Origin of the sequence: Pseudomonas sp. PDM21, from assembly GCF_014852505.2 — a bacterium.
In the GTDB taxonomy this organism is placed as follows: Bacteria; Pseudomonadota; Gammaproteobacteria; order Pseudomonadales; family Pseudomonadaceae; genus Pseudomonas.
Window position 1 is genome coordinate 1092543 of sequence record NZ_CM181223.1, and the last position, 25596, is coordinate 1118138.

General features: G+C 65.6%; 23 protein-coding genes. 8 read left to right on the forward strand and 15 right to left on the reverse strand.

All coding sequences use genetic code 11. The features are described from left to right. Positions 1-75: 75 nt before the first annotated feature. From IB275_RS05265 to IB275_RS05275, 3 genes are read left to right on the forward strand one after another with little or no spacing between them, the layout of a single operon-like run. Positions 76-831 (forward strand): 5-oxoprolinase subunit PxpA, encoded by a 756-nt coding sequence (locus tag IB275_RS05265; RefSeq protein WP_192290088.1) that lies wholly within the window; start codon positions 76-78, stop codon positions 829-831. Further along, positions 828-1505: a 5-oxoprolinase subunit PxpB gene (pxpB, locus tag IB275_RS05270; RefSeq protein WP_192290086.1), complete on the forward strand. Its 678-nt coding sequence runs from the start codon at positions 828-830 to the stop codon at positions 1503-1505. The genes IB275_RS05265 and pxpB overlap by 4 nt, the downstream gene beginning before the upstream one ends. Continuing rightward, the gene (locus tag IB275_RS05275; protein ID WP_192290084.1) at positions 1502-2419 is read left to right on the forward strand and encodes a 5-oxoprolinase subunit C family protein; all 918 of its coding nucleotides are present in this window, start codon (positions 1502-1504) and stop codon (positions 2417-2419) included. Before pxpB ends, IB275_RS05275 begins: the two co-directional genes overlap by 4 nt. A 2-nt stretch (positions 2420-2421) precedes the next feature. Here IB275_RS05275 and prfH read toward each other — a convergent pair whose 3' ends face one another. The 3 genes from prfH to IB275_RS05290 form a co-directional block, all read right to left on the reverse strand. Then, complete coding sequence (gene prfH, locus IB275_RS05280) at positions 2422-3033, reverse strand: peptide chain release factor H (RefSeq protein ID WP_192290082.1); 612 nt, start codon at positions 3031-3033, stop codon at positions 2422-2424. Then, complete coding sequence (locus IB275_RS05285; protein ID WP_192290080.1) at positions 3033-4169, reverse strand: RNA ligase RtcB family protein; 1137 nt, start codon at positions 4167-4169, stop codon at positions 3033-3035. The genes prfH and IB275_RS05285 overlap by 1 nt, the downstream gene beginning before the upstream one ends. 212 nt (positions 4170-4381) lie before the next feature. Further along, on the reverse strand, positions 4382-4864 hold the full coding sequence (locus IB275_RS05290) for an Lrp/AsnC family transcriptional regulator (RefSeq protein WP_045209541.1): 483 nt from the start codon (positions 4862-4864) through the stop codon (positions 4382-4384). Between the two features lie 135 nt (positions 4865-4999). Here IB275_RS05290 and IB275_RS05295 point away from each other — a divergent pair, with 135 nt between their 5' ends. Next, entirely contained in the window at positions 5000-5626 is a 627-nt protein-coding gene (locus IB275_RS05295; protein WP_192290078.1) for a LysE family translocator, read from the forward strand. A 9-nt stretch (positions 5627-5635) separates the two neighbouring features. Here the strand turns inward: IB275_RS05295 and IB275_RS05300 are convergent, their stop codons facing one another. The 9 genes from IB275_RS05300 to IB275_RS05340 form a co-directional block, all read right to left on the reverse strand. After that, positions 5636-6295, reverse strand: a complete 660-nt coding sequence (locus IB275_RS05300; RefSeq protein WP_192290076.1) for a hypothetical protein — start codon at positions 6293-6295, stop codon at positions 5636-5638. 161 nt (positions 6296-6456) lie between these two features. Next, on the reverse strand, positions 6457-7428 hold the full coding sequence (locus IB275_RS05305; protein ID WP_151189449.1) for a peptide ABC transporter ATP-binding protein: 972 nt from the start codon (positions 7426-7428) through the stop codon (positions 6457-6459). After that, the gene (locus IB275_RS05310) at positions 7425-8402 is read right to left on the reverse strand and encodes an ABC transporter ATP-binding protein (protein ID WP_192290074.1); all 978 of its coding nucleotides are present in this window, start codon (positions 8400-8402) and stop codon (positions 7425-7427) included. The genes IB275_RS05305 and IB275_RS05310 overlap by 4 nt, the downstream gene beginning before the upstream one ends. Before the next feature lie 67 nt (positions 8403-8469). Then, positions 8470-9381 (reverse strand): ABC transporter permease subunit, encoded by a 912-nt coding sequence (locus tag IB275_RS05315; RefSeq protein WP_081517424.1) that lies wholly within the window; start codon positions 9379-9381, stop codon positions 8470-8472. A 14-nt stretch (positions 9382-9395) separates the two neighbouring features. Further along, positions 9396-10406 carry an ABC transporter permease subunit gene (locus tag IB275_RS05320; RefSeq protein ID WP_045209546.1) on the reverse strand — a complete coding sequence of 337 codons (1011 nt, stop codon included), beginning with the start codon at positions 10404-10406 and terminating at the stop codon, positions 9396-9398. A gap of 74 nt (positions 10407-10480) precedes the next feature. Continuing rightward, the gene (locus tag IB275_RS05325) at positions 10481-12067 is read right to left on the reverse strand and encodes an ABC transporter substrate-binding protein (RefSeq protein ID WP_192290073.1); all 1587 of its coding nucleotides are present in this window, start codon (positions 12065-12067) and stop codon (positions 10481-10483) included. Between the two features lie 11 nt (positions 12068-12078). Then, positions 12079-13488, reverse strand: a complete 1410-nt coding sequence (locus IB275_RS05330) for an OprD family porin (RefSeq protein ID WP_192290071.1) — start codon at positions 13486-13488, stop codon at positions 12079-12081. Between the two features lie 163 nt (positions 13489-13651). Then, entirely contained in the window at positions 13652-15259 is a 1608-nt protein-coding gene (locus IB275_RS05335; protein WP_192290069.1) for an ABC transporter substrate-binding protein, read from the reverse strand. Positions 15260-15455: 196 nt separating this feature from the next. Then, on the reverse strand, positions 15456-16019 hold the full coding sequence (locus tag IB275_RS05340) for a helix-turn-helix domain-containing protein (RefSeq protein ID WP_081517427.1): 564 nt from the start codon (positions 16017-16019) through the stop codon (positions 15456-15458). A 178-nt stretch (positions 16020-16197) separates the two neighbouring features. Here IB275_RS05340 and IB275_RS05345 point away from each other — a divergent pair, with 178 nt between their 5' ends. Continuing rightward, positions 16198-17415 carry a M24 family metallopeptidase gene (locus IB275_RS05345; RefSeq protein WP_192290067.1) on the forward strand — a complete coding sequence of 406 codons (1218 nt, stop codon included), beginning with the start codon at positions 16198-16200 and terminating at the stop codon, positions 17413-17415. A 56-nt stretch (positions 17416-17471) separates the two neighbouring features. Here IB275_RS05345 and IB275_RS05350 read toward each other — a convergent pair whose 3' ends face one another. The 3 genes from IB275_RS05350 to IB275_RS05360 form a co-directional block, all read right to left on the reverse strand. Continuing rightward, entirely contained in the window at positions 17472-19064 is a 1593-nt protein-coding gene (locus tag IB275_RS05350) for an ABC transporter substrate-binding protein (RefSeq protein WP_192290065.1), read from the reverse strand. Between the two features lie 49 nt (positions 19065-19113). Further along, entirely contained in the window at positions 19114-20715 is a 1602-nt protein-coding gene (locus IB275_RS05355) for an ABC transporter substrate-binding protein (protein WP_151189453.1), read from the reverse strand. Between the two features lie 223 nt (positions 20716-20938). Next, the gene (locus IB275_RS05360) at positions 20939-21655 is read right to left on the reverse strand and encodes an SIMPL domain-containing protein (RefSeq protein WP_192290063.1); all 717 of its coding nucleotides are present in this window, start codon (positions 21653-21655) and stop codon (positions 20939-20941) included. Between the two features lie 230 nt (positions 21656-21885). Here IB275_RS05360 and IB275_RS05365 point away from each other — a divergent pair, with 230 nt between their 5' ends. The 3 genes from IB275_RS05365 (at position 21886) to IB275_RS05375 (ending at position 25528) form a co-directional block, all read left to right on the forward strand. Continuing rightward, positions 21886-23142, forward strand: a complete 1257-nt coding sequence (locus IB275_RS05365) for an ATP-binding protein (RefSeq protein WP_045209553.1) — start codon at positions 21886-21888, stop codon at positions 23140-23142. Positions 23143-23166: 24 nt separating this feature from the next. Continuing rightward, on the forward strand, positions 23167-23727 hold the full coding sequence (locus tag IB275_RS05370; protein WP_081517431.1) for a response regulator transcription factor: 561 nt from the start codon (positions 23167-23169) through the stop codon (positions 23725-23727). Between the two features lie 67 nt (positions 23728-23794). Continuing rightward, the gene (locus IB275_RS05375; RefSeq protein WP_192290061.1) at positions 23795-25528 is read left to right on the forward strand and encodes an ABC transporter ATP-binding protein/permease; all 1734 of its coding nucleotides are present in this window, start codon (positions 23795-23797) and stop codon (positions 25526-25528) included. The last annotated feature ends 68 nt before the right edge of the window (positions 25529-25596 follow it).

The following is a 25596-nucleotide window of genomic DNA, read 5'->3' on the forward strand; positions in this document are numbered from 1 at the left end:
GACTGAGTATTCTCCGAAGGCCAAAGGCCTGCAGGTGCTTTAACCTGTAGGAAATCTGGAAGGACGGCGATAGCGATGATCGAGCCCACCCCGCGTATCCTGCTCAACTGCGATATGGGCGAAAGCTTCGGCGCCTGGCGAATGGGCGACGATACCCATGCCATGCCGCTGATCGATCAGGCCAACCTCGCTTGTGGCTACCACGCGGGCGATCCGCTGACCATGCAGCGCACCGTTCGCCTGGCGGTGGAGCAGGGCGTCAGCATCGGCGCGCACCCCGCCTACCCGGACCTGGCCGGCTTCGGCCGTCGGCACATGAGCTGTTCGCCCGAAGAAGTCCACGCCCTGGTGTTGTACCAGATCGGTGCGCTGGACGCCTTTTGCCGCGCCGCCGGCACCCAGGTGGCCTACGTGAAGCCCCACGGCGCGCTGTACAACGACCTGGTGCGCGATGACGCGCTGCTCGCGGCGGTGCTCGATGCCTGCGCCGCCTACCGCAAGCGCCTGCCGCTGATGGTGCTGGCCCTGGCCGACAACAACCGCGAGCTGCAACTGGCTGACGCCGCCGATGTACCGCTGATGTTCGAAGCCTTCGCCGATCGTGCCTACCTGCCTGATGGTCAGCTTGCCCCGCGCCGGCTGCCCAATGCCGTGCACCACGAGCCGCAGCGCATCCTCGACCAGGCCCTGGCCATTGCCCGTGGCGAGCCTTTCCCGGATATCGACGGCAATCCGCTGCGCCTGCGCGCCGACAGCCTCTGCGTGCATGGTGATAACCCCGAATCCCTGGCGGTGCTGCGGCGCCTGCGTGGCCTGCTGGACCAGGCATGATCCGTGTCGAAGCCTTCGGTGCCACGGCGCTGCTGATTACCCTTGCCGAGCAGCCCGACGACGCACTGCCGTTGCGCATCGCCCGATTGGCCGAGCGCCTGCGCACCGAGCTGGGCGCGGCGCTGACGGATTGTGTGCCGGGCTGGACCACGCTGTTGCTGCATTACGACCTGCTGCGCATCGACCTCCCGCAATTGCAGAGCCGCGTGCAAGCGGCGCTGGCGGACTGGCCCGGCGACGCCCTGGCGAACGACCCCGGGCGCCTGTTTGAAATTGCCGTGTGGTACGCCGGTGAGGACTTTGTGGAGATCGCCCGTCTTTGCGGGCTCAGCACGTCCCAGGTGATCGACCTGCACGCCGGCCGCGACTACCGCGTCGGCGCCATCGGTTTCGCCCCCGGTTTCGCCTATCTCGGTGAGCTGGACCAACGCCTCGCCCTGCCGCGCCGGGCCACGCCACGCACGCAGGTGCCGGCCGGTAGCCTGGCAATCGCCGAGCGGCAGACGGCAGTTTATCCACAGGCCTCGCCCGGTGGTTGGCACCTCCTCGGGCGCACCGCACAACGCCTGTTCGATCCGCACCGGCAGCCGCCATGCCCGCTGGCGGTGGGTGATCGCGTGCGCTTCGTGCCCATCGATGAGGCGGCTTATCGCGCGGCGGGTGGCGAGCCATGAGCCTGAAAATCATGGCCTGCGGCCTGCTGTGCCTGCTGCAGGATGGCGGCCGACCGGGCTGGCAGCACCTGGGCGTATCGCCCGGTGGCCCTGTGGACAAGCACGCGGCGGCCTGGGCCAATCGCCTGCTCGGCAACGGGCCGGGCGTACCGTTGCTGGAAATCGCGCTGGGCGGAGTGGAGCTGGAAGTGCAGGCTGACACCTGGCTGGCACTGGCGGGCGCCGAGTTGCCGGCGACGCTCGATGGTAAGCCGTTGCCGGGCTGGTCGCGCTTTCGCGTGAGGGCCGGGCAGCGCGTTAAGCTGGGATTCGCCCGTACCGGGCTGCGGGGGTATCTCGCCGCTGCCGGAGGTTTCGCGGCGCAGCCGATACTGGGTAGCGTCGCGACCCAGATGCGGGAAAAACTCGGCGGTCTTGCCGGCAATGGACAGCCGCTCGCCGCTGACGATCTGCTCCAATGCGCCGCCTATGGCGAGCGTTTCACTCGCGGTGCCAGCGTGCCCTGGCCTTATCGGCCGGACTACCGCGAGGTGCCGACCCTGCGCGTGCTGCCTGGCCCGGATGCCTTCAGCGAGGAACAGCGCCAGGCCTTCTTCGAACAGCGCTGGCAGGTCAGCCCGCAGTCCGATCGCATGGGGGTGCGACTGCGCGGCGAAGCGCTGAGCGCGCCTCGCCGGCAATGGTCGTTGGGAATAGTGGACGGCGCCATCCAGGTGCCGCCGGACGGCCAGCCGATCGTCCTGCTGGCCGACCGCCAGAGCATGGGCGGCTACCCGCTGCTGGGCGTGCTGCACCCGCTGGACATCGGCCGCCTGGCGCAATGCCCGGCGCACAGCGAAGTGCGCTTCGCCCCGGCAAGCGTGGAACGTGCGCAGGCGGACCTGCGCATGTTCCTGCGCTTCTTCTGCGGCTGACATCAGCCCTCGAAGCGTTCACCGCGAAACACCCGGCGTGGATTGCCGCGCTCCAGGTGGTGATGCACCAGCCGGCGTTCGGCGCGCAGTTCGCTGCTTGCCTGCTCCGCGCGTTCCTCCAGCTTGCGGGCGATCAGCAGCAATGCCAGACGCTTGTTGGCGTGCTGGCTGCGTTCGCTCTGGACCTTCACGCTCAGGCCGCTGGCGATGTGGGTGGCGCGCACCGCCGAGTCGGTGGTGTTGACGTGCTGCCCGCCGGGGCCGGAGGAGCGCAGAGTTTCGAAGCGCACTTCACCTTCGAGGCTGGCCGGCGGCGTGCTGAACACCGCGCCGCCGAAGTACCAGTTCTTGCGCCCGTGGTTGGCCCGGTAAGGGCTGGCGCAGACCCATTGCAGGGTGCCGCTCCAGTCCTCGGCCAGCGTGGCCGCTGAGCCGCCTTCCAGCGCCAGCAGCACCGAGAGCAGGGTGCCTCGGCGCGGGCCGGCTTCTTCCTCGATCACGCGCACCTCGACACCGTTGGCCTCGGCCTCGCGCAGCAGGCGCTGCAGGGCCTTGGCCACGGCCAGGGCGCATTCGTCCGGCCCCTGGGCCGCGGAAAGTTGCAGCAGGATCATCAGCAGCACTCCCCGCGGGTCTTGTAGGTCAGCACCGGCTTCAGCCGCGCCAGTACCCGCAGCAGCCCCGCTTCACGCAGCGCGCCGACCACCGAGTCGATGGCCTTGTAGGCCTCCGGCGCCTCCTCGTAGATCAGCCCGCGATCGCCGCAGATCACCCGGCTGCCCAGCGCAGTACGGGCCAGCTGCTCGACGCGGTAACGCGCCGACAGACGGTCCTTGCACTCGCTGCGCATCCACTTGCGCCCCGCGCCGTGGGCGAGGGAGAAGAGGCTGCGCGGATCGGCGACCGGTTCCACCAGGTAGCTGTAGTCGCCGCGCGAACCGGGGATGACCATCACCCCGCGATCCGCCGGCGTCGCGCCCTTGCGATGCAGCCAGCCGTCGACGCCTTCGACCTGCGCCGGGCTGACGAGGTTGTGGTTCACGTCAAGCACCTGCGCACCGTCTGCCCGCAGGCGATCGAGCATGCGCAGGGCGATCAGTTGGCGGTTGGCTTCGGCGAAACGCAGCGCGCCATCGTGGCGAGCCAGGTAGTGAGCGCAGTCGTCGGTGCCTTGTTCCAGGCCCTGGTGGCTGAAGCGATCGACCTGCTCGCGCAGGATGGCTTCGCCCAGGCCACGCGAGCCGCTGTGCACCAGCAGGAGCAGGTGACGACGGTCAAGGCCGAGGGCTTCGACGGCGACTTGGTCGTAGAGCTGATCGAGCTGCTGCAGCTCGGCGAAGTGGTTGCCGCCGCCGATGGTGCCCAACGAATGCTCGTGGCCGCAGGGCGGCAGGCCGAAGCTTGCGACGCGCTCGCTCCAGTCATCGTCCAGCGGACCGTCGAGGTTGCCCAGGCGCTTCTCCAGCTTGTCCAGGTTCAGTTTGGCGGTGGCGATATCGGTGCGCCACAGCGCCATGCCGCAGCCGATGTCGTTGCCCACCAGCGCCGGGTACAGGCGGCCGGTGGAGAAGAACGCCGCGCCGATCGGGTAGCCACGACCGGGGTGCAGGTCCGGCATGCCGGCGACACGCTGCATGCCCGGCAGGCGGGCGGTGGTTTCAAGTTGCTGGATCGCTTTACCTTCGATCCAGGTGTCGTCCGCGGCGATCAGGGTGATGCCGTCGGACAGATTTTGGATGCAATTGCCCATTGTCCAATCCCAAGAGGAATGAAACGAAAAAAGAGGATGGGGGCAGGCCGGAGCCGGGCAATGCGGTGCCGCCAAAAGGGGCGGCGGGGAAGCGATTACGCCAGACGCGACCTGCAAAGGGTGATCAGTGTTTGCATGATGTCTCTCCTTTGCTGTCGGTGGATGGGAAGGCTGCGAATGATAGGCGCACAGCCGCCCGTGCGCAATCTTCGCTATTTCGGCAGGTGGCGCAGCGGCAGGGGCGCCGACTCCTTCACCGTCTGGATGGCGAAGTTGCTGCGGATGTCGCTGACGCCCGGCAGCTTGAGCAGGGTGCCGGTGAGGAACTGCTCATAGGCGCGCAGGTCGGGCAGTACCACTTGCAGGAGGAAGTCCGACTCGCCGCTGACCAGGTGCACCGAGATGACTTCCGGCAGGTCGATCACGGCCTGGCGAAAGGCGGCGGCGCTGGTGTCGCTATGGCGCTCCACCTTCACCCCGACGAACACGGTCAGCCCCAGGCCGACTTCGTCGCGGCCCAGCTCGGCGTGGTAGCCACGAATCATCCCGGCCTCTTCAAGCAGGCGCACCCGGCGCAGGCAGGGGGAGGGCGACAGGCCGATCTCCTCGGCGAGCTGCACGTTGGTCAGCCGGCCATCGCGCTGCAGGGCGGCGAGGATGCGGTGGTCGTAGGCGTCCAGTTTCGGGTTTGGCATGAGTAGCTACTGCTTACGCTTGAGATTGGCAGAGTATGCCAATTGTTAGTGTCAGACTGGCTGAATACGCAAGCACCTGCCTCGTCCTTCAGGCATAGAATCCCTATCCGCAATGACTTCTTCGGAGTGGCTCTTGTGGATATCGGCGTCTTCCTGCTGGCCCTGGCGATGGTCTACCTGCTGCCGGGGCCGGACATGATTCTCCTGCTGCACACCGGCGCCCGCGAGGGCTGCCGAGCGGCTCTGGCAACAGCCCTGGGGTTGGGCTTGGCCCGTGGCTGCCACGTCGCGCTGGCGGCGACAGGGCTGGCGCTGCTGTTCCGCACCGCGCCCTGGACCTTCGATGTCGTGCGCATCGGCGGCGGTCTCTATCTGGCGTGGATTGGCCTGCAACTGCTGCGCGCACCGGTGGGTTTGCCGGTGGCGACCGGCTCGGCTGGGTTATCTACAGTCAGCTACCGACGAGCATTTCGCCGGGGCCTGCTGACCAATCTGCTCAACCCCAAGGCGCTGCTGTTCTGTTCAGTGCTGCTGCCGCAGTTTATCCATCCGCAGAACGGCCCGCTGGCGCTGCAGTTCGCGCTGTTGGGCGGCGTGCTGGTGGTGGTTGGGCTGGGGTTCGACAGCTTCTACGCCGTCAGCGGCGAGCGCATGGGCCGCTGGCTGGCGCGGCACCGGACGATGCAGCGCATTCAGCAGTGGGGCTTCGGCGGCATCCTGCTGGGCTTCGGCGTGCGCCTTGCGCTGATCCGCGATTTGTAGAAGCGCGGATCAGAGGTCTTCCGGCTGGATTTTCCACAGCCGCGCCACCGAGGGCTTCTGCGGATTGCGCGCGACCACCAGCAGGCCCAGGTCCTTGCCGCGCAACTCGCGCAGCAGTTGCGCGCCCTTGCGCTGTTGCAGGCTCTCGGCGAGATGCCCGAGGGCGATGGCCGCTGCTGCCGGGTGCGTGGCGACCGGCACGTAGCTGCCGTCGTCCATGTCCAGCACCACATGCTTTTCGCCGGGCTCCGGCGTAGGGAGGTGCAGGCTGGTCTTGAGCAATTGCGCCATGGCTTCGTCGCGCTGGGCGGCCGTCAGTTGTCCCGGTGGCAGTGCGCGTTCCAGGGCGAAGAATTCGTCCTTGGGCTCGACCTTCGATTTGGCCTCGGCCGGCGGCTGGGTGAGAGCCGCGGCAGGAACCGACGCGGGCAGTGGCTTTGGCGCTGGCGGGGGCGGCGCACTGAAATCCAGCTCCTCCTGATCGAGACCGTCCCAGTCGATTTCGTCGAGTTCGACGTCCTCCGCTGGCGCTTTCTTCTTCGCCGCTGGCTTCTTCCGCGACTTCACGGCCGCGCGCACATCCATCCGTCGCTGACGCTTCCACTTGTGCAACTGGACGTTGGCGACGATGGCGGTGACGAGGATGAGCAGGAGGTAGAACAGCAGCATGGAGGATCGTGGCCCTGTGGATAACGGCCACGGCGTGCAGGCAGTGGCGGGGTGCCACCCTGGCGGGATTGTCTGGATCAGGCGATAGGCCTGTTCCGGCTGCGTCGTAGGACGCAGCTGTTTCCGAAAGAGGGGCCGGTCTATGACCGGCCCGTTTCGTATCAGTTCAGGAACTGCTCCGCATGGTGGCAGGCCACCTGGCGCTCATCAAGCAGGCGCAGTTCCGGCACCTCGGTCTTGCAGCGCTCGGTCGCATACGGGCAGCGCTTGTGGAAGGCGCAGCCGGTGGGCGGATTGAGTGGGTTGGGGAGTTCGCCCTGGATCTTGATCTTGGGCTTGTCCGGATCGGGGTGAATGGCCGGGGTCGCCGACAGCAGCGCCTGGGTGTAGGGGTGCAGCGGGCGCTCGTAGAGCTTGTCCGCCGGGCCCATTTCCGCCGGGCGGCCGAGGTACATCACCAGCACGTCGTCGGCCACGTGGCGGACCACGGCGAGGTTGTGGGAGATGAACACGTAGGCGGTGCCGAACTCCTGCTGCAGGTCCATGAACAGGTTGAGCACCTGCGCCTGGATCGACACGTCCAGCGCCGAGGTCGGTTCGTCTGCCACCAGCACCTTGGGCCGCAGCATCATGGCGCGGGCCAGGGCGATTCGCTGGCGCTGGCCGCCGGAGAACATGTGCGGGTAGCGCTGGTAGTGCTCGGGGCGCAGGCCGACCTGCTTCATCATCGCCTGCACGCGCTCGCGGCGTTCGGCGCGAGACAGGCTGGTGTTGATGACCAGAGGCTCGGCCAGCTGGTCGCCGATCTTCTGCCGCGGGTTGAGCGAGGCGTAGGGGTTCTGGAAGACCATCTGCACGTCGCGGCGCAGTTGCTTGCGGGTGTCGTGGTCGGCGCCTTTCACCTCATGGCCGGCGATCTGCAGGGAACCGGAAGTGGGTTCCTCGATCAGGGTCAGCGCGCGGGCGAGGGTGGATTTGCCGCAGCCGGACTCGCCAACCACGGCGAGGGTCTTGCCGGCCTGCAAGTCGAAGGACACACCGTTCAGCGCGCGGACCAGGGCGTGCGGCTTGAACAGGCCCTGGGAGATTTCATAGTGACGGGTCAGGTCGCGGGCGGTCAGGACGGCGCTCATCGGGCCACCTCGGTGTTCAGATTGAGCGGGTAGAAGCAGCGCACGGCGCCGCGCTCATGGGCTTCGAGGGCAGGGCGCACGCTGCGGCAGTGGTCCTGCACGTAGGGGCAGCGCGGCGACAGCAGGCAGCCCTGCGGGCGGTCGTACTTGCCGGGGACGATGCCGGGCAGGGTGGCCAGGCGTTCCTCGCCGGCGCTGTGCTCGGGGATCGCCTTGAGCAGCGCCTCGGTGTATGGGTGCGTCGGCAGGTCGAACAGCGCCGGCACCTCGCCGATCTCCACCGCCTGCCCCGCGTACATCACGCAGACGCGCTGGGCGGTCTCGGCGACCACGGCGAGGTCGTGGGTGATCAGGATCAGCGCCATCCCCTGGTCGCGCTGCAGGTTGAGCAGCAGCTCCATGATCTGCGCCTGGATGGTCACGTCCAGCGCGGTGGTGGGCTCGTCGGCGATCAGCAGCTTGGGCTCGCCGGCGATCGCCATGGCGATCGCGACGCGCTGGCTCATGCCGCCAGAGAGTTGGTGCGGGTAGGCATCCAGGCGCTGCGCGGCGCCGGGGATCTCCACCCGTTCGAGCAGTTCCAGGGCGCGCTGGCGCAGGGCCTTGCCGCGCAGGCCGAGGTGCAGCTTGAGCACTTCCTCGATCTGGTAGCCGACGGTGAAGCTGGGATTGAGGGCGGTCATCGGGTCCTGGAAGACCATGGCGATGTCCTTGCCGACGATGCGCCGCCGCTCGCGTCCCTTCAGGCGCAGCATGTCGGTGCCGTCGAACTGCATGGTGTCGGCGGTGATGATGCCGGGGGCGTCGATCAGGCCCATCAGGGCCATCATGGTCACCGACTTGCCGGAGCCGGATTCGCCGACGATGGCCAGGACTTCACCCTTGTCCACCGAGAGGTCGAGGCCGTCCACCACCGGGACGGCGTTGCGGTCGCCGAAGCGGACCGAAAGATTGCGGAGGTCGAGGAGGCTCATACGGCGGTCTCCATCAGGCTTTTCTTGTTGTCGTTGGCGATCTTGAGGCTGTGCATGGTCACTGTCCTCACGCCGCGTTCTTCAGCTTCGGGTCCAGCGCATCGCGCAGGCCGTCGCCCATCAGGTTGATTGCCAGCACGCTGAGCAGGATGGTCAGGCCGGGCAGCGAGACGACCCACCAGGCGCGCTCGATATAGTCGCGCGCGGAGGCCAGCATGGTGCCCCACTCGGGCGTCGGCGGCTGTACACCCAACCCGAGGAAGCCCAGTGCGGCGGCGTCGAGGATCGCCGAGGAGAAGCTCAGGGTGGCCTGCACGATCAGCGGCGCCATGCAGTTGGGCAGCACGGTGACGAACATCAGACGCAGGGTGCCGGCACCGGCCAGACGTGAGGCGGTGACGTAGTCGCGGTTCAACTCGCCCATCACGGCGGCGCGGGTCAGGCGCACATAGGCCGGCAGCGAAACGATGGCGATGGCGATCACGGTGTTGATCAGGCCCGGGCCGAGGATGGCGACGATGGCCACCGCCAGCAGCAACGAGGGCAGGGCCAGCATGATGTCCATCAGGCGCATGATCACCGGGCCCAGGCGGGTCGGCGAGAAGCCGGCGAGCAGGCCGAGGAAGATGCCGGGGATCATCGAGATCAGCACCGAGGTCAGGCCGATCATCAGCGACAGGCGCGCGCCGTGCATCAGGCGCGAGAGCAGGTCGCGGCCCAGTTCGTCGGTGCCCAGCAGGAACTGCGAGTTGCCGCCTTCGAGCCACAGCGGCGGGGTGAGCAGGAAGTCGCGGAACTGCTCGCTTGGGTCATGGGGCGCGACCCACGGCGCGAACAGCGCGCAGAACACGATGACCAGCATGAACAGGAGGCCGCCGACCGCGCCCTTGTTGCGCGAGAAGGCATGCCAGAATTCTTTCAGCGGGGACGGGTAGACCAGGCTCGGGTCGCTGGCGGGAGCTTTGGCGTTGGCATTCATGGCGTCGGCTCCGGTTAGCGTTGATGACGGATGCGTGGGTTGGCGAGGCCGTAGAGGATGTCCACGATGAAGTTCACCAGGATCACCAGGGTTGCCACCAGCAGGATGCCGTTCTGCACCACCGGGTAGTCGCGGCGGCCGATGGCGTCGATCAGCCACTTGCCGATGCCGGGCCAGGAGAAGATGGTCTCGGTCAGCACCGCACCGGCCAGCAGCGTGCCGACCTGCAGGCCGAACACGGTGAGTACCGGGATCATGGCGTTGCGCAGGGCGTGCACGAACACCACGCGGGCCGGCGACAGGCCCTTGGCGCGGGCGGTGCGCACGTAGTCCTCGCGCAGTACTTCGAGCATCGAGGAGCGGGTCATCCGGGCGATCACAGCCAGCGGGATGGTGCCCAGCACGATGGCCGGCAGGATCAGGTGGCGCACGGCGTCCATGAAGGCGCCTTCTTCATCCGACAGCAGCGTGTCGATGAGCATGAAGCCGGTTTTCGGCTCGATGTCGTAGAGCAGGTCCAGGCGCCCGGAGACCGGCGTCCAGCCCAGGGAAACGGAGAACAGCATGATGAGGATCAGGCCCCACCAGAAGATCGGCATCGAGTAGCCGGCCAGGGAGATGGTCATCACCCCGTGGTCGAACAGCGAGCCTCGCTTCAAGGCGGCGATTACCCCGGCGAGCAGGCCGAAGACGCCGGCGAACAGCAGGGCGGCCAGGGACAGTTCGAGGGTCGCGGGGAACAGGGTGAGGAACTCGTGCCAGACGCTGTCGCGGGTAGTCAGCGACTCGCCGAGGTTGCCTTGGGCGAGGTTGCCGACGTAGTCGAGGTACTGCTGATAGAGGGGCTTGTCGAGCCCCAGGCGGTGCATGGCCTCGGCATGCATCTGCGGATCGACGCGGCGTTCACCCATCATCACTTCCACGGGGTCGCCCGGAATCAGGCGGATCAGTGCAAAGGTCAGCAGAGTGACGCCGAAGAAGGTCGGGATCAGCAGACCGAATCGGCGTGCGATGAAACTGAGCATGGTGGTTGGGAGCTCCTCACCGAGCGGCTACCCGTCGGATCACGACGGGCGCCGGTTTCTTATGACTTTGCCGGTTACTGGATCTGAACGTCGGCGAAGTTGTTTTTTGTCAGTGGGCTGATGGTGTAGCCCGAGACAGTGCTGCGGCGCACATTGAACAGCTTAGGATGTGCCAGGGGAATCCATGGGGCCTGCTCGTGGAATATGGATGTCGCCTTTTTGTAAAGTTCCGCCCGTTTTGCGTTGTCGCTGGTCTGGCGAGCTTCCTGGATCAGCGATTCGAAGCCCTGATCGCACCAGAAAGCATGGTTTTCGCCTGATTTCGCCGCCGCACAGCTCAGGTTGGGCGAGAGGAAGTTGTCCGGGTCGCCGTTGTCGCCGGCCCAGCCGCCATAGAGCGAGAGATCGTGCTCGCCGGCCTTGATGCGCTTGATCAGCTCACCGAATTCCAGGGTGCGGATCTCCAGCGTGATGCCTACCTTGGCCAGATCCGACTGCAGCATCTGTGCCATTTGCGCCGCATTGGGGATGGTCGAGGAGCTGCCGTTGCGGGTGAACAGGGTCAGCTTGAGATTCTCCACGCCTGCTTCCTTGAGCAGCACCCTGGCGCGCTCCGGATCGTGCGGCCAGTCCTGGATGTCGTTGTTGTAACCCAGCAGGGTGGCGGGGTACGGGTTGATGGCCGGCGTAGCCGCACCATTCCCGTAGACGGCATCCAGCATGGCCTTCTTGTCGAACGCCAGATTGATGGCCTGGCGCACTCGCACGTCGTCCAGCGGTTTGTGCCGGGTGTTCAGGGCCACATAGGTGGTGAGCAGCGCGTCGATGCTGTCCACTGCCAGGTTCTTGTCCTGTTCGAGGCCAGGCACGTCCGACGGTTTGGGGTAGAGCGCGATCTGGCACTCGTTGCGGCGGATCTTCTGTAGTCGGACATTGGAATCCGGGGTGATGGCGAAGATCAGGTTGTCGATCTTCGGCTTGCCGCCGAAGTAGTCCGGGTTGGCGCGGAAACGAACCTGGGCGTCCTTGGCGTAGCGGTTGAAGACGAAGGGCCCGGTGCCGATGGGCAGGTTGTTGAGCTGGCCCTGCTTGCCGGCGGCCAGCAACTGGTCGCCGTACTCGGCCGAGTAGATGGAGGCGAAGTCCATCGCCATGTCGGCCAGGAACGGCGACTCCGGGTGGTTCAGGGTGAAGCGCACGGTGAGGTCGTCGAGCTTTTCCACCGACTTGATCAATTCGCGCATGCCCATGGCGTCGAAGTAGGCATAGCCGCGTGCGGACGATGCATGCCAGGGGTGCTTCGGGTCCAGCGGACGCTGGAAGGTCCAGAGCACGTCGTCGGCGTTGAGGGCGCGGGTGGGCTTGAAGTAGTCGGTGGTATGGAACTTCACGTCCGGGCGCAGGTGGAAGGTGTAGGTCAACCCATCGGGGCTGACCTCCCAGCTTTGCGCCAGCGAAGGCACCACTTCGGTGGTGCCGGGGCGGAAGTCGGCCAGGCGATTGAAGACGGTCTGGCCGCTGGCATCGGCGGTGACCGCGCCAGTGTACTGGACGATGTCGAACCCTTCCGGGCTTGCTTCGGTGCAGACCACCAGGTTCTGCGCCAGGGCGGTGCCGCTGCCGAGCGCGAGCAGAAGGGGGATCAGACGCGGGATGGGCATGCCGGTTCTCCTTACAGCAGGTTGAACGGGAAGTTGCTGACCAGGCGGATCTCGTTGACGCTGCCGTCCGCCTGATTCTGGCTCGCCAGGTGCTTCATGTAGGTCACGCGGAAGCTGCTGCTCTTGAGCGGGCCGTCCTGCAGCGTGTAGCCGGTGGAGAGGCCGAGCTCGTGGTGCTTCTCGTCGTCCATGGCGCGCACGTTGTAGCCGCTCACGCCGTTGCGGTCGCCGTCGTAGTGGGTGCCGTCGATACCCCAGCCCTTGGCGTACCACGCCATGGTGGTCAGGCCGGGCACGCCGAAGGCCGCCCAGTCGGTGCTGTAGCGCAGCTGCAGGGACTTTTCGTTGGGACCGTTGTAGTCGGAGAGCAGGGAGTTGGCCAGGTAGATAGCCGCAGTCTCGTGCACGTAGTCGAAGTACTCGTCGCCACGGATCTGCTGCCAGCCCAGCAGCACGGCATGGGCGCCGTGGGTGAGGGTGAAGGCGAGGCTGTAGGCATCGTTGTCGATGTAGCCGGCCTTGCGCTCGCCGGTGTCGCCGGTGTGGTAGTAGTTCAGGCTGGTATTCAGCGCCAGGCTGGATGGGTCGCCCAGGTCGTGGGACGCGCCGAAGTAGTACTGGTTCCAGATGTCTTCGAAGTGCGCGCCGTAAGCGGTGAGCTTCAGTTCCTTCATCGCCTGGTAGCTGCCGCCCAGGAAGCTGAAGTGGCTGCCGGAAAAGTCCTGCGCACCGTACTCGGTGGTCAGGCGTTCGCTGCCTGCGCCGGTGCGCGGGCTGGCGCGGGTGAAGCTGCCAGCCTGGACCTGCAGGCCTTCCAGCTCTTCGCTGAGGAGGCTGACGCCATCGAAGGACGAGGGCAGGGCGCGGTTGTCGTTGATGTTGAAGACCGGGGTCTCGGTCTGCTGGCGACCCGCGCGCAGCTCGGTGTTGGAGGCGCGCAGCTTCAGGTTGGCCACGCCCATCTTCGACCACTGCGGCACGGCATCTCCGTCGCTGTCGGTCAGGGTGCGCGTACCGCCGCCAGCGATGCGTCCGTGGCCGCGTTCCAGGGCGATCTCGTTGAAGGCGGAGGCGTCCAGGCCGACGCCCACGGTGCCCTGGGTGTAGCCGGAGCTGTACTTGAGCTGGCTGCCCTGGGTCCAGGTGTAGCGGCTGTGGGTCGGCTCGGTATAGCCGTCCTTCTTGATGTTGAAGTGGAAACTGTCCTTCATCTGCTCGCGGGCGGCGAAGTTGCGGGTGCTGAAGGTCAGGCTCTGGCCTTCGACGAAGCCTTTCGCGCCGGCCTGGCCCTTGACCACCACTTCGCTGGCGCGGCGGGTTTCGTCTGGGGGCAGATCGTCCTCGTCGGCGAATGCCTGGCCCAGCGGGGCGCCCAGGACGGCGAGTGCCAGAAGCGTGCGGGTGAATACGTGATGCTGCATGAGTTGCTCCTTGTTGTTGTCGGTTTTCCTAGCAACGAATGCATCCCCTCCGCCCATCGGAGAGATGGGGGAGCCGGCAGGCGGAGGGGAAGACGGGATGTGCCGCCCGGTCTGTGCCGGGCTGGCGTTCAGGCGGCCGCGGCCGCCAGTGTCGGGTCGGCGATCAGGGCTGGTTGGCCACGCCGTAGAAGGAGTTGCGCCCGAAAGGGCTGATCAGGAAACCCTGCACCGATTTGCGCATGGGCTGGTAGACGGTGGAGTGGGCGATGGGGCTGATCGGCAACTGCTGCGCGAGGAGTTGCTGGGCCTTTTGGTACAGGGCTACTCGCTGGTCGTGGTCGGTGGTGGCCTTGGCCTGGCGCACCAGCTTGTCGTAGTCGGCGTTGCACCACTTGGAGACGTTGTTGCCGCTCACCGAATCGCAGCCGTAGAGGGTGCCCAGCCAGTTGTCCGGATCACCGTTGTCGCCGGTCCAGCCGAACAGCATGGCGTCATGCTCGCCGGCATGGGCACGCTTGATGTACTCGCCCCACTCATAGGTGACGATCTTCGCCTTGATGCCGACCTTGGCCCAGTCGGCCTGGATCATCTCGGCCATCAGCTTGGCGTTGGGGTTGTACGGGCGTTGCACGGGCATCGCCCAGAGGGTGATCTCGGTTCCTTCGGCCACGCCGGCTTGCTTCAGCAGCGCCCTGGCCTGCTCCGGATCGTAGGCCTGGCCCTTGATCGATTGGTCATAGGACCACTGGGTCGGCGGCATCGCGTTCACCGCCAGCTGGCCGGCGCCCTGGTAGATCGCGTCGATGATCGCCTGCTTGTTCAGCGCCATGTCCAGCGCGCGGCGCACATCGGTCTTGTCCAGCGGAGCGTGGGTGACGTTGTAGGCCAGGTAGCCGAGGTTGAAGCCTGGCTGTGACGGCATGTTCAGGTTCGGGTCCTGCTTCAGCGCCTCGAGGTCCGCCGGGCGCGGGTTCAGGGTGATCTGGCATTCGCCGGCCTTGAGCTTCTGCATGCGCACCGAGGCGTCGGTATTGATGGCGAAGACCAGGTTGTCGACCTTCACGTCCTCGGGCTTCCAGTAATCCTTGTTGCCCTTGAAGCGGATCATCGCGTCCTTCTGGTAGCGGCTGAACACGAACGGACCGGTGCCGATGGGCTTCTGGTTGATCTCGCCGGGCTTGCCCTGTTTGAGCAGCTGGTCGGCGTATTCGGCGGACTGGATCACCGCAAAGTTCATCGCCAGGTTCTGCACGAAGGCCGCGTCGACTTCGTTCAGGGTGAAGGTCACGGTGTGTTCGTCGACCTTGCCGACCCTGGCGATGTTGCGATCCAGGCCCATGTCGGTGAAGTACGGGAACTCGGTGGGGTACGCCTTGCGGAACGGCTGCTCCTTGTCGAGCATGCGGTTGAAGGTGAACAGCACGTCATCGGCGTTGAATTCGCGGGTCGGCTTGAAGTAGTCGGTGGCGTGGAACTTCACACCCGGGCGCAGGTGGAAGGTCCAGGTCTTGCCGTCGGCGGAGGTTTCCCAGCTTTGCGCGAGGGCTGGCTGAGCTTCGGTGCCGCCACGCTGGAACTGCACGAGGCGATTGAACAGGGTTTCCGAGGTGGCGTCGTAATCGGTGCCGGTGGTGTATTGGCCGGGGTCGAAGCCCGCCGGGCTGCCTTCGGAGCAGTACACCAGGCTGGAGGCGGCCTGGGCCGCGGAGCCGGCGAGCAGCAGCCCGCCGAAGGCGAGTGCGTGCAGGGGATTACGTCGCATCTTGCGCATTGCCTGACCTCATTCTTGTTTTTCTGAGGGGCCGGCGAACCGATGGGTTTGCAGCCGGCCTGGTCGGACTGGTCCGGATAAGGCCTATCCATTCATGGTCGGGCTGTGCCCGGCCACGCCGCGCCGAAGTTAAGTCAGGCTGAAATTAAGTTCAACTTAAAATTCAGTGGTACTGAAAATTTTGGCAGTCTGTGAATCAGGTGGCGGGATGTTCGCCGAACAGCGGAAGGGTGGTGACGGTGAGCATTTCCGCCACGCTGTCGCCGACATTGCGCAGGCAATGACGCTTGCCGGAGTCGAAGTGTACGGAGTCGCCAGGGCCCAGCGGATAGGTGTGGCCATCGATGTCGTAGGCGATACGCCCGGTGAGGACGTAGGCGAATTCCGAGCCGTCATGGGTGATCAGTTCGGATTCGTAGCCCACCGGGACAGTCACCTTCACCGCGTTCAGCTGGTTGCCGGGGAAGCTGCTGGACAGCCGCTCGTAGCTCAGCGGCTGGCCTTCGATGGTGTAGCGCACGCGCTCGCCCTGGTGCGAGTCCGGCGGGATCTGCTGCGGAGAATCGAAGAGGGCGTTGAGCGGTACGTCCAGCGCCTTGGCGATGCTGGCCAGGGAGGACAGCGAGACGCCAGTGAGATTGCGCTCGGCCTGGGACAGGAAACTGGCGGTCAGGCCGGATTCGGCGGCCACCTGGTTCAGGGTCTTCTTCGCTGCGCGCCGATAACGGCGCAGGCGTTCTCCGATACGATCTGCGGACATTGGCAAGGCTCTTGTGGGACGCCGGCAGCATACCAGTGTCGTCGCCCGGTGAAAGCATCGAGCCATCAGCGGACGGAAAATCGGCCGCAAGAAGGCAGGACACCGAAAAGCCTTTGACCGGAAATTTCAGTGCTGCTTAAATTTCATGTCGTTTCATTCCATTCCTCGGGAGAGTCGCATGACATTGGGAGTTGGGGGCGTGAGCCCCGAGCAGGCGCTGGCGAAATTGCAGGTCATGACGGCCGGCGCTCGCCCCATTGCGCTCGAGGAGTACCAGGCGCGCATCGCGCAGCTGCAGCAGTTGATGCAGGCGCGGGAAATCTCGGCGGTATTCGTCGATGCCGGCAGCACGCTGGTCTATTTCACCGGCCTGAAGTGGAGCCCCAGCGAACGCCTGGTGGGCGCGCTGGTGCCCGCGCGGGGCGAAGTGCGCTACATCGCCCCGGCCTTCGAGGAAGGCACTGTGCGTGAGCTGCAGGTGCTGCCCGGCAGCATCTGCGTTTGGGCCGAGCATGAAAGCCCGTTCACCCTGTTGGCCGGAATGCTGGCGGAGATCGAGGTGCATGACGGCGCGCGGGTCGGTCTTTCCCACAGCCTGCCGTTCGGCATGTTCGAGCGCCTGCGCCAGGCGACGAGCAAGCTGCAACTGGTGGACGCCGGTGCGCTGATCGAGGAGTGCCGGCGCTGCAAGTCGCCGGCGGAGCTGGCGCTGATGCAGCGGGCGAAGGACATGACCCTGGAAGTCCACAAGGCCGCTGCGAGCATCCTGCGCGGAGGTATTACCACCATCGAGGTGACGCGCTTCATCGAGGCGGCGCACCGGAAGGTCGGCGCACCGGGTTCGACCTTCTGCATCGTGCTGTTCGGCGAGGACAGCGCCTTCCCCCACGGCGTGCGCCAACCGCGCCCGTTGCGGGAAGGCGACATGGTACTGATCGACACGGGCTGCCAGCTGTTCGGCTACAACTCGGATATCACCCGCAGCTACGTGTTCGGCTCGCCCAGCGCGCGCCAGCGCGAGCTGTGGAACCTGGAAAAGGCCGCGCAGCAGGCTGCGTTCGATGCCGCTGTACTGGGTGAGCCCTGCGAGCAGGTGGATGCCGCGGCCCGCCGTTGCCTGGAGGCCGGCGGCCTAGGGCCGGATTACGCGCTGCCCGGATTGCCGCACCGCACCGGCCACGGTATCGGTCTGGATATCCACGAGGGGCCGTACCTGGTGCGCGGCGACAGGACGCCGCTGGACGTCGGCATGTGCTTCAGCAACGAGCCGATGATCTGTGTGCCGGGGGAGTTCGGGATCCGTCTGGAGGACCACTTCTACATGACGGCGGAAGGTCCGCGCTGGTTCACCCAGCCGAGTCATTCAGTGGACGATCCGTTCGGCCTGGATGCCTGAAGTTTGGTCCAGGAGCGGGCCATGCCAGCGATCGCGCGCATGGCGCGCTCCTAAAGTCAGGGCGCGACTTCAACCCGCGAGAAGTTGTTCGACCCCAGCGGGCTCAGGGTGAAACCGCTCACGCCCGGCCGCACCACGGCGAACTGCTTCGGGTAGGCCAGGGCGATCCACGGTGCCTCGCGCTGGTAGATCGCCAAGGCCTGGCGGTAGAGGCCCGCCCGGGCTTCCTGATCGGTGATGGCGCGGGCCTTGCGCAGCAGTTCGTCGAACTCCGCGTTGCACCAGCCCGCCTGGTTCTCGCCACTCTTGGCGGCGGCGCAGGAAAGGTTCGGTGTCAGGAAGTTGTCCGGATCGCCGTTGTCGCCGGCCCAGCCCATGAAAATCAGGTCGTGCTCGCCCTGCTTGGCGCGTTTGATCAGCTCGCCCCATTCGAACACGCGGATGTCCGCCTGGATGCCGATCTGCCCCAGGTCGTTCTGCAGCATCTGCGCGCCGATGCCGGGGTTGGGGTTGGTCGGCCCGCCGCCGGGGCGGGTCCAGATCGACAGTTTCAGGCCGGGCTTGATGCCCGCTTCATCCAGCAGCTGTTTTGCCCGCGACGGATCGTGAGGCCAGACCTTGAGTTGCGGATCGGAACCCCACAGTGTCGGCGGATAAGGCGCCACAGCCAGCGTTGCGGCGCCTTCGCCGAATTGCGCGCGCAGGTAGGCGTCGCGATCGAAGACGAGGTTGATCGCCTGGCGCACGCGCACGTCGTCCAGCGGCTTGTGCCGGGTATTGATGCCGACATAGGCGACCAGCAGCGAGTCCAGTTCCTCGATCGTCAGCTTCGGATCCTGGCGCAGCGCGGGGATGTCGGTGGGCTTGGGGTAGACGGCGATCTGGCAGTCGCCGGCCTTGACCTTCTGGATACGCACGTTTGGATCAGGAGTGATCGCCAGCAGCAGGCGGTCGATCTTCGGCCTGCCGCCCCAGTAGTCGGGGTTGGCGTTGAAGCGCACCTGGGCGTCCTTCTGGTAGCGCTGGAAGACGAAGGGGCCGGTGCCGATGGGCAGGTTGTTCAGCTGGTCGGCCTTCTCGGCGGCCAGCAGCAGGTCGCCGTACTCGGCGGAATAGATGGAGGCGAAGCCCATTGCCAGGTCGGCGAGGAAGGGCGCCTCCGGATGCCTGAGGGTGAAGCGCACGTGGTGGTCGTCGAGCTTTTCCACCGCGCTGATCAGGCCGGGCAGGCCCATGGCCTCGGCGTAGGGGAAGCCGCGCGGGGCCAGCTTGTTCCACGGATGTTTCGGGTCGAGCTGGCGCTGGAAGCTCCAGAGCACATCGTCGGCGTCGAAGTCGCGGGTCGGGGTGAAGTAGTCGGTGCTGTGGAATTTCACGCCCTGACGCAGGGCGAAGGTGTACTGCAGGCCGTCGTCGCTGATCTCCCAGCTCTGGGCCAGCGCGGGCACCACGCGGGTGCTGCCGGGGGCGAACTGCACCAGGCGCTCGAAGACGGTTTCCGCCGAAGCATCGGCGGTGGTGGCGGCGGTGTACTGGGTGATGTCGAACCCTTCCGGGCTGGCCTCGGTGCAGACCACCAGGGATTGGCCGAATGCCGGCGCGCAGCCGAGCAGGCTGGCGAGGGTCAGGCGGATGAGCGCATTGCGCACGGCGGCTGCCGGAAGAAAGGGCCGCCGGGACACCCGGCGGCCGCTGGCCTTACTTGCCTACGCTGACGCCGTAGAACGAGTTCAGCGCGAACGGGCTGATCTTGAAGTCCTGCACCGTCTTGCGCATCGGTTGGTACACGGTGGAGTGGGCGATCGGGGTGATCGGCACCTGCTCCTTGAGTATGTGCTGGGCCTGCTTGTACAGCTCGGTGCGCTTGGCCTGGTCGGGGGTGCGCTTGGCATCCTTGATCAGCTTGTCGTAGGCCGGGTCGCACCACTTGGAGAAGTTGTTGCCATCCACGGCGTCGCAGCCGTAGAGGGTACCCAGCCAGTTGTCCGGGTCACCGTTATCGCCGCTCCAGCCGATCAGCATGGCGTCGTGCTCGCCGCCCTTGGCGCGCTTGATGTACTCGCCCCACTCGTAGGTGACGATCTTCGCCTTGATACCGACCTTGGCCCAGTCGGACTGCAGCATCTCGGCCATCAGCTTGGCGTTGGGGTTGTAGGGGCGCTGCACCGGCATGGCCCAAAGGGTGATCTCGGTGCCTTCGGCCACGCCGGCCTTCTTCAGCAGTTCCTTGGCCTTTTCCGGGTTGTAGCCGGCGTCCTTGATGGTGTCGTCGTAGGACCACTGGGTTGGCGGCATGCCGTTCACGGCCAGCTGGCCGGCACCCTGGTAGACGGCGTCGATGATCGCCTTCTTGTTCACCGCCATGTCCAGCGCCTCGCGCACTTCAAGCTTGTCGAACGGCTTGTGCAGGACGTTGTAGGCGATGTAGCCAAGGTTGAAGCCTGGCTGCGACGGCATGTTCAGGTTCGCATCCTTCTTCAGCGCTTCCAGGTCGGCCGGGCGCGGGAAGAGGGTGATCTGGCACTCGTTGGCCTTGAGCTTCTGCATGCGCACCGAGGCGTCGGTGTTGATGGCGAAGATCAGGTTGTCGATCTTCACCTCGCCCTTGTTCCAGTAGTCCGGGTTGGCCTTGAAGCGGATCATCGCGTCCTTCTGGTAGCGACTGAACACGAACGGACCGGTGCCGATCGGCTTCTGGTTGATATCGGCGGCCTTGCCCTGCTTGAGCAACTGGTCGGCGTATTCGCCGGACTGGATCGAGGCGAAGCTCATGGCCAGGTTCTGGATGAACGCGGCGTCGACTTCGTTGAGGGTGAACTTGACGGTGTGGTCGTCGACCTTCTCCACCTTGGCGATGTTCGCGTCCATGCCCATGTCGGTGAAGTAGGGGAATTCGGTCTGGTACGCCTTACGGAACGGATGGTTCTTGTCGAGCATGCGGTTGAAGGTGAACAGCACGTCGTCGGCGTTGAACTCGCGGGTCGGCTTGAAGTAGTCGGTGGTGTGGAACTTCACGCCGGAACGCAGGTGGAAGGTGTAGGTCTTGCCGTCATCGGATACGTCCCACTTTTCCGCCAGCCCTGGGATGACCTGGGTGCCGCCGCGCTCGAACTGGGTGAGGCGGTTGAAGACCGTCTCGGCCGAAGCGTCGAAATCGGTGCCGGTGGTGTACTGGCCGGGGTCGAAGCCCGCGGGGCTGCCTTCGGAGCAGTAGACCAGGTTGTTGGCGGCGTGGGCGAGCGGGGCGCTGGCGATCAGCCCAGCGGCAATCATGGAGCGGATGACGGCGTTCTTACGCATACGGACCTCTGTTTATTCTGGTTGTCATCGAGGGGCAGCCTCGTGAGCTGCGTTGCGTGAAGCTATGCACGGCACATGCCGGGCGCAAGCGGTCGACCGGGGTGAGTGTAGAAGTTGTGACGCGGGTGCAAGGGAATGTCGCAATTTCGACAATGGGAACCGCGCGGTCGGGTGGCGGCGCCCCGGTCCGAAGGAGGCGCCGCGCTGGAGGAGAGCGTAGGTGTTACGGCATCTGCACCTCGATCGTGCCATCGGCACTGACGGTGACCTGGCTGGTGCCGGCTTCGATTTCCTGCGCTGGGGCGCCGCCGTAGCTATCGGCCTTCATCGCCGCCATGCGCATCACCGGCATGGGGTGCGGCGCGCCGGAGGTGTTCAGGCTGAGGCTGACCAGCTTGTAACCCTTGCCGCCGAGCGCGTCGGTGAGGACCTGGGCGCGGGCCTTGAAGGCATCCACGGCGCCTTTCATCATCGCGTCCTCATTCTTCGCGCGGGTGGCGTCGGCGATGCTGAAGTTCATGCTGCCCATCTTCAGCTTGCCCAGCAGGTCGGCACTGAGCTGGGAGAGGGCGGCGAAGTCGGTGCTTTCCAGGCGGATTTCCGCGCGCTCGCGCCAGGCGGTGATCTTCTGTCCCTTGTCGTCATACACCGGGTAGCTGCTGCGGCTGCCCAGGCTGACAGTCACGCCTTTCACCTTGCGGGCCTGCTCGACCGCCGCGTTCATCGCGGTGGTGGTCTCGGCGGCGAGCTTGGCCGGGTCGGTGCCCTGGCCTTCGCTGAACAGGGTCACGTGCATCAGGTCGTGGGCGACTTCCTGGCTGACCTCGGCGCGCAGCGAAACCTGGTTGTAGCGAGGTTCGTCTGCCAGGGCTCCCAGGCTGGTGGCGCACAGGGCGATGGCGGCGGCGATGGCGGTGAAGGGTTTCTTCAGTACAGACATGGATGACTCCTTGCTCCAGAAAATGTCCGGGCCACAGCTTAGTAGAGGCAGTGGCGAGAACTGTCAGACCCTTTGACGAGGAAGGGTTCGGATTCGGGTTAATGACCGATGTCACCAATTGTTTCGGGCTGGGGCGGCCGTCACAGGGCGCGCTGGAGTATGCTGTGGCGCTATGCCGCATTAAGGGGAGGGGGCTCTTGGCTATACTCGCGCAAATTCCGGAATTCACCATGCGCCCACCGGTTTTCCAGCTGTCCGCCAGTCGTCAGAACCTTCTGCATCTGACGCTCATCCGTATTCTCGTCCTTGCCGCCCAGGCCGGTTCCGTCGGGCTCGCCTACAAGGCCCAGCTGATCCAGCTGCCCTGGCTGGCGCTCGGCGTGACCATCGGCGTCTCCCTCGTGCTGTGCCTGGGTACTGCGCTGCGCCTGCGCGGTCCGTGGCCGGTCACCGAGCTCGAGTACGCCGTCCAGCTCGCCTGCGACCTGGTCATCCACAGCGTGCTGCTCTATTACTCGGGCGGTTCGAGCAACCCCTTCGTCTCCTATTACCTGGTGCCGCTGACCATCGCCGCAGCGACCTTGCCGTGGCTGTACACCATCGCCCTGGCCGGCCTTGCGCTGGCCAGCTACACGGTGCTGCTGGTGTGGTTCCACCCGCTGGAGATGGCTGCCGGGCAGCGCGACAACCTGCTGATCTACGGCATGTGGCTGAGCTTCGCACTGGCCGCCGCGCTGATTACCTTCTTCGTCGCCCGCATGTCCGAGTCGCTACGCCGGCAGGAGCAACTGCAGGCGCAACGCCGCGAGGAAGGCATGCGCGACCAGCAGCTGCTGGCCGTTGCCACCCAGGCCGCCGGCGCTGCCCATGAGCTGGGCACGCCGCTGGCGACCATGAGCGTATTGCTCAAGGAGTTGCGCCAGACCAATGCGGACCAGCCGATGTTGCAGGAAGATCTCGCCCTGCTGCAGGAGCAGGTCAAGCTCTGCAAGACCACTCTTCAGCACCTGGTACGCGCCGCCGAGGCGGATCGTCGCCAGGCGGTGGAAGAGCAGGGCGCCAACGAATGGGTCGAGTCGGTGCTGCGTCGCTGGCACCTGATGCGCCCCGAGGCGAGCTATCGCTACCAGACGCTGGGCAAGGGCAAGGCGCCGCGGATGACGCCGCCGACCGACTTGAGTCAGGCGCTGCTGAATCTTCTGAATAATGCGACGGACGCCTGTCCGGACGATCTGGACATCCGCCTGGACTGGGATGCCGGTGAAATCTGCCTGAGCATCCGCGACCAGGGCCCGGGCGTGCCGCTGGCCATTGCCGAACAGCTCGGCAAGCCGTTCTTCACCACCAAGGGCAAGGGCTTTGGCCTGGGGTTGTTCCTCAGTCAGGCCAGCGTGACCCGCGCGGGTGGAACGGTGAAGTTGTATAACCATGAAGATGGCGGCACTCTGACCGAGTTGCGTCTGCCCAGAAGCTATGGCGTGGCCTGAGAGCCGCGCCCGCGAGGAAGTACCATGAGCGAAGAGATCCTGTTCGAAGGCGAAGAGCAGCCCCACCTGCTGCTGGTGGACGACGATGCCACCTTTACCCGCGTCATGGCCCGCGCCATGACCCGTCGCGGGTTGCGGGTGTCGGTCGCCGGCTCCGCCGAGGAAGGCCTGGCCATGGCCAAGGAAGATCTGCCCGACTACGCCGTGCTGGACCTGAAGATGGACGGCGACTCCGGCCTGGTGCTGCTGCCCAAGCTGCTCGAGCTCGATGCCGAGATGCGCGTGGTGATCCTCACCGGCTATTCCAGCATCGCCACCGCGGTGGAGGCCATCAAGCGCGGCGCCACCAACTACCTGTGCAAGCCGGCCGATGCCGACGACGTACTCACCGCGCTGTTGTCGCAACATGCCGACCTGGAATCCCTGGTGCCGGAAAACCCCATGTCGGTCGACCGCCTGCAGTGGGAACATATCCAGCGCGTGCTTGCCGAACATGACGGCAACATCTCCGCGACCGCCCGAGCGCTGGGTATGCACCGGCGCACATTGCAACGTAAGCTGCAGAAACGCCCGGTGAGGCGTTAAGCGATCGATAAGACAAAGGAGCGCCAATGAGCGCTCCTTTTTATTTCCAGCCGTGCGAGCCGACCCCATGACCGACAGCGCCGAATACCGGGCCGCGAACGACGCCGTTCGCAGCCGCTTCTTCCACCGAGTCTGGCAGCTCACCGCGCCCTACTGGCGCAGCGAAGAGAAGGGCATAGCCTGGCTGCTGCTGATCGTGGTGATCGCGCTGTCGCTGGTCGGCGTGGCCCTCAGCGTCTGGCTCAACAGCTGGTACCGCGACTTCTACAACGCCCTGCAGAACAAGGACCTGAAGAGCTTCATCCACCTGATGCTGATGTTCTGCGGCATCGCCGCAGTGTTCATCCTCACGGCGGTGTACCGGCTGTATCTCACGCAGATGCTCACCATCCGCTGGCGCCGCTGGCTCACGGAGAAGCACTTCGCCGCCTGGCTGGGCGACAAGAACTACTACCGCCTGGAGCAGCGCGGGCACACCGACAACCCCGACCAGCGTCTTTCCGAAGATCTCAACAGCTTCACCGACACCACCCTGACCCTTGGTCTGGGGCTGATCCGCAACATCGTCAGCCTGGTGTCCTTCTCGGTCATTCTCTGGGGCGTGTCCGGCAGCATCGAACTCTTCGGCATCAACATCCCCGGCTACATGTTCTGGGCGGCACTGCTCTACGCTGCGGTCGGCAGCTGGCTGACCCACCTCATCGCACGCCGCCTGATCGGCCTGAACAACCGTCAGCAACGCTACGAGGCAGACCTGCGTTTCGGCCTGGTGCGAGTACGTGAGAACGCCGAAAGCATCGCCCTGTACAACGGCGAGGCCAACGAAAGCAACCGGTTGATGGGGCGCTTCCGCAACGTCTGGGGCAACTTCTGGGAACTGATGAAGGTGCAGAAACGCCTGACCTTCTTCAGCTCCGGTTATGCCCAGATCGCCACCGTGTTCCCCTTCATCGTCGCCGCACCGCGCTATTTCTCCGGACAGATCCAGCTGGGCGAACTCATGCAGATCAACTCCGCCTTCGGCAACGTGCAGGACGGCCTGAGCTGGTTCATCGACGCTTATGCCAGCCTCGCCAGCTGGCGCGCCACCTGCGACCGTCTGCTGAGCTTCCGCGAGACCATGGACGAGACGGCACACGAGTCTGCCAACATCGACGTGCGCAAGACCGGTGACAACCTGCAACTGCACAACCTCACCCTGAGCCTGGGCAACGGTCGCGAACTGCTGCAACCCACCAGCCTGGAGTTGAACTCCGGCGAGCACGTTCTGATCGGCGGCCCTTCCGGAGGCGGCAAAAGCACCCTGTTGCGCGCCATGAGTGGCCTGTGGCGCTACGGCAGCGGCGTGGTGCAGATGCCCGACGCACGCAGCCTGTTCGTCCCGCAGAAACCCTACCTGCCCATCGGCACTCTGGCCGAGGCGCTCTGTTATCCGGAGTCAGGTGATCGCCATGCCCCCGAGCAGTTGAAGCAGGTGCTGCACCTGTGCCGCCTGGATTCTCTGGTGCCGCGTCTGGAGGACGCCGATCACTGGCAGCGCGTGCTCTCCCCGGGCGAGCAGCAGCGCCTGGCCATCGCCCGCGCGTTGCTCTACGCACCGCAGTGGCTGTTCCTCGACGAAGCCACCTCCGCGCTGGATGAGACCGACGAGGCCGCGCTCTATCAGGTGCTGCTCGACCAGCTGCCGGGCGTGACCCTGGTCAGCATTGGTCACCGGGTCAGCCTGAAGCGCTTCCACCCGCGCCAACTGCGCCTGGACGAGCATCGTTTGCAGGAGATCGAGTCCGTTTTGCCGGCGTAGTGGCAGTTTGATTCACTGGAATAATGTGATCGCGTTAGTGGGAAACATCTGAAAGTCTTCTCAGACGG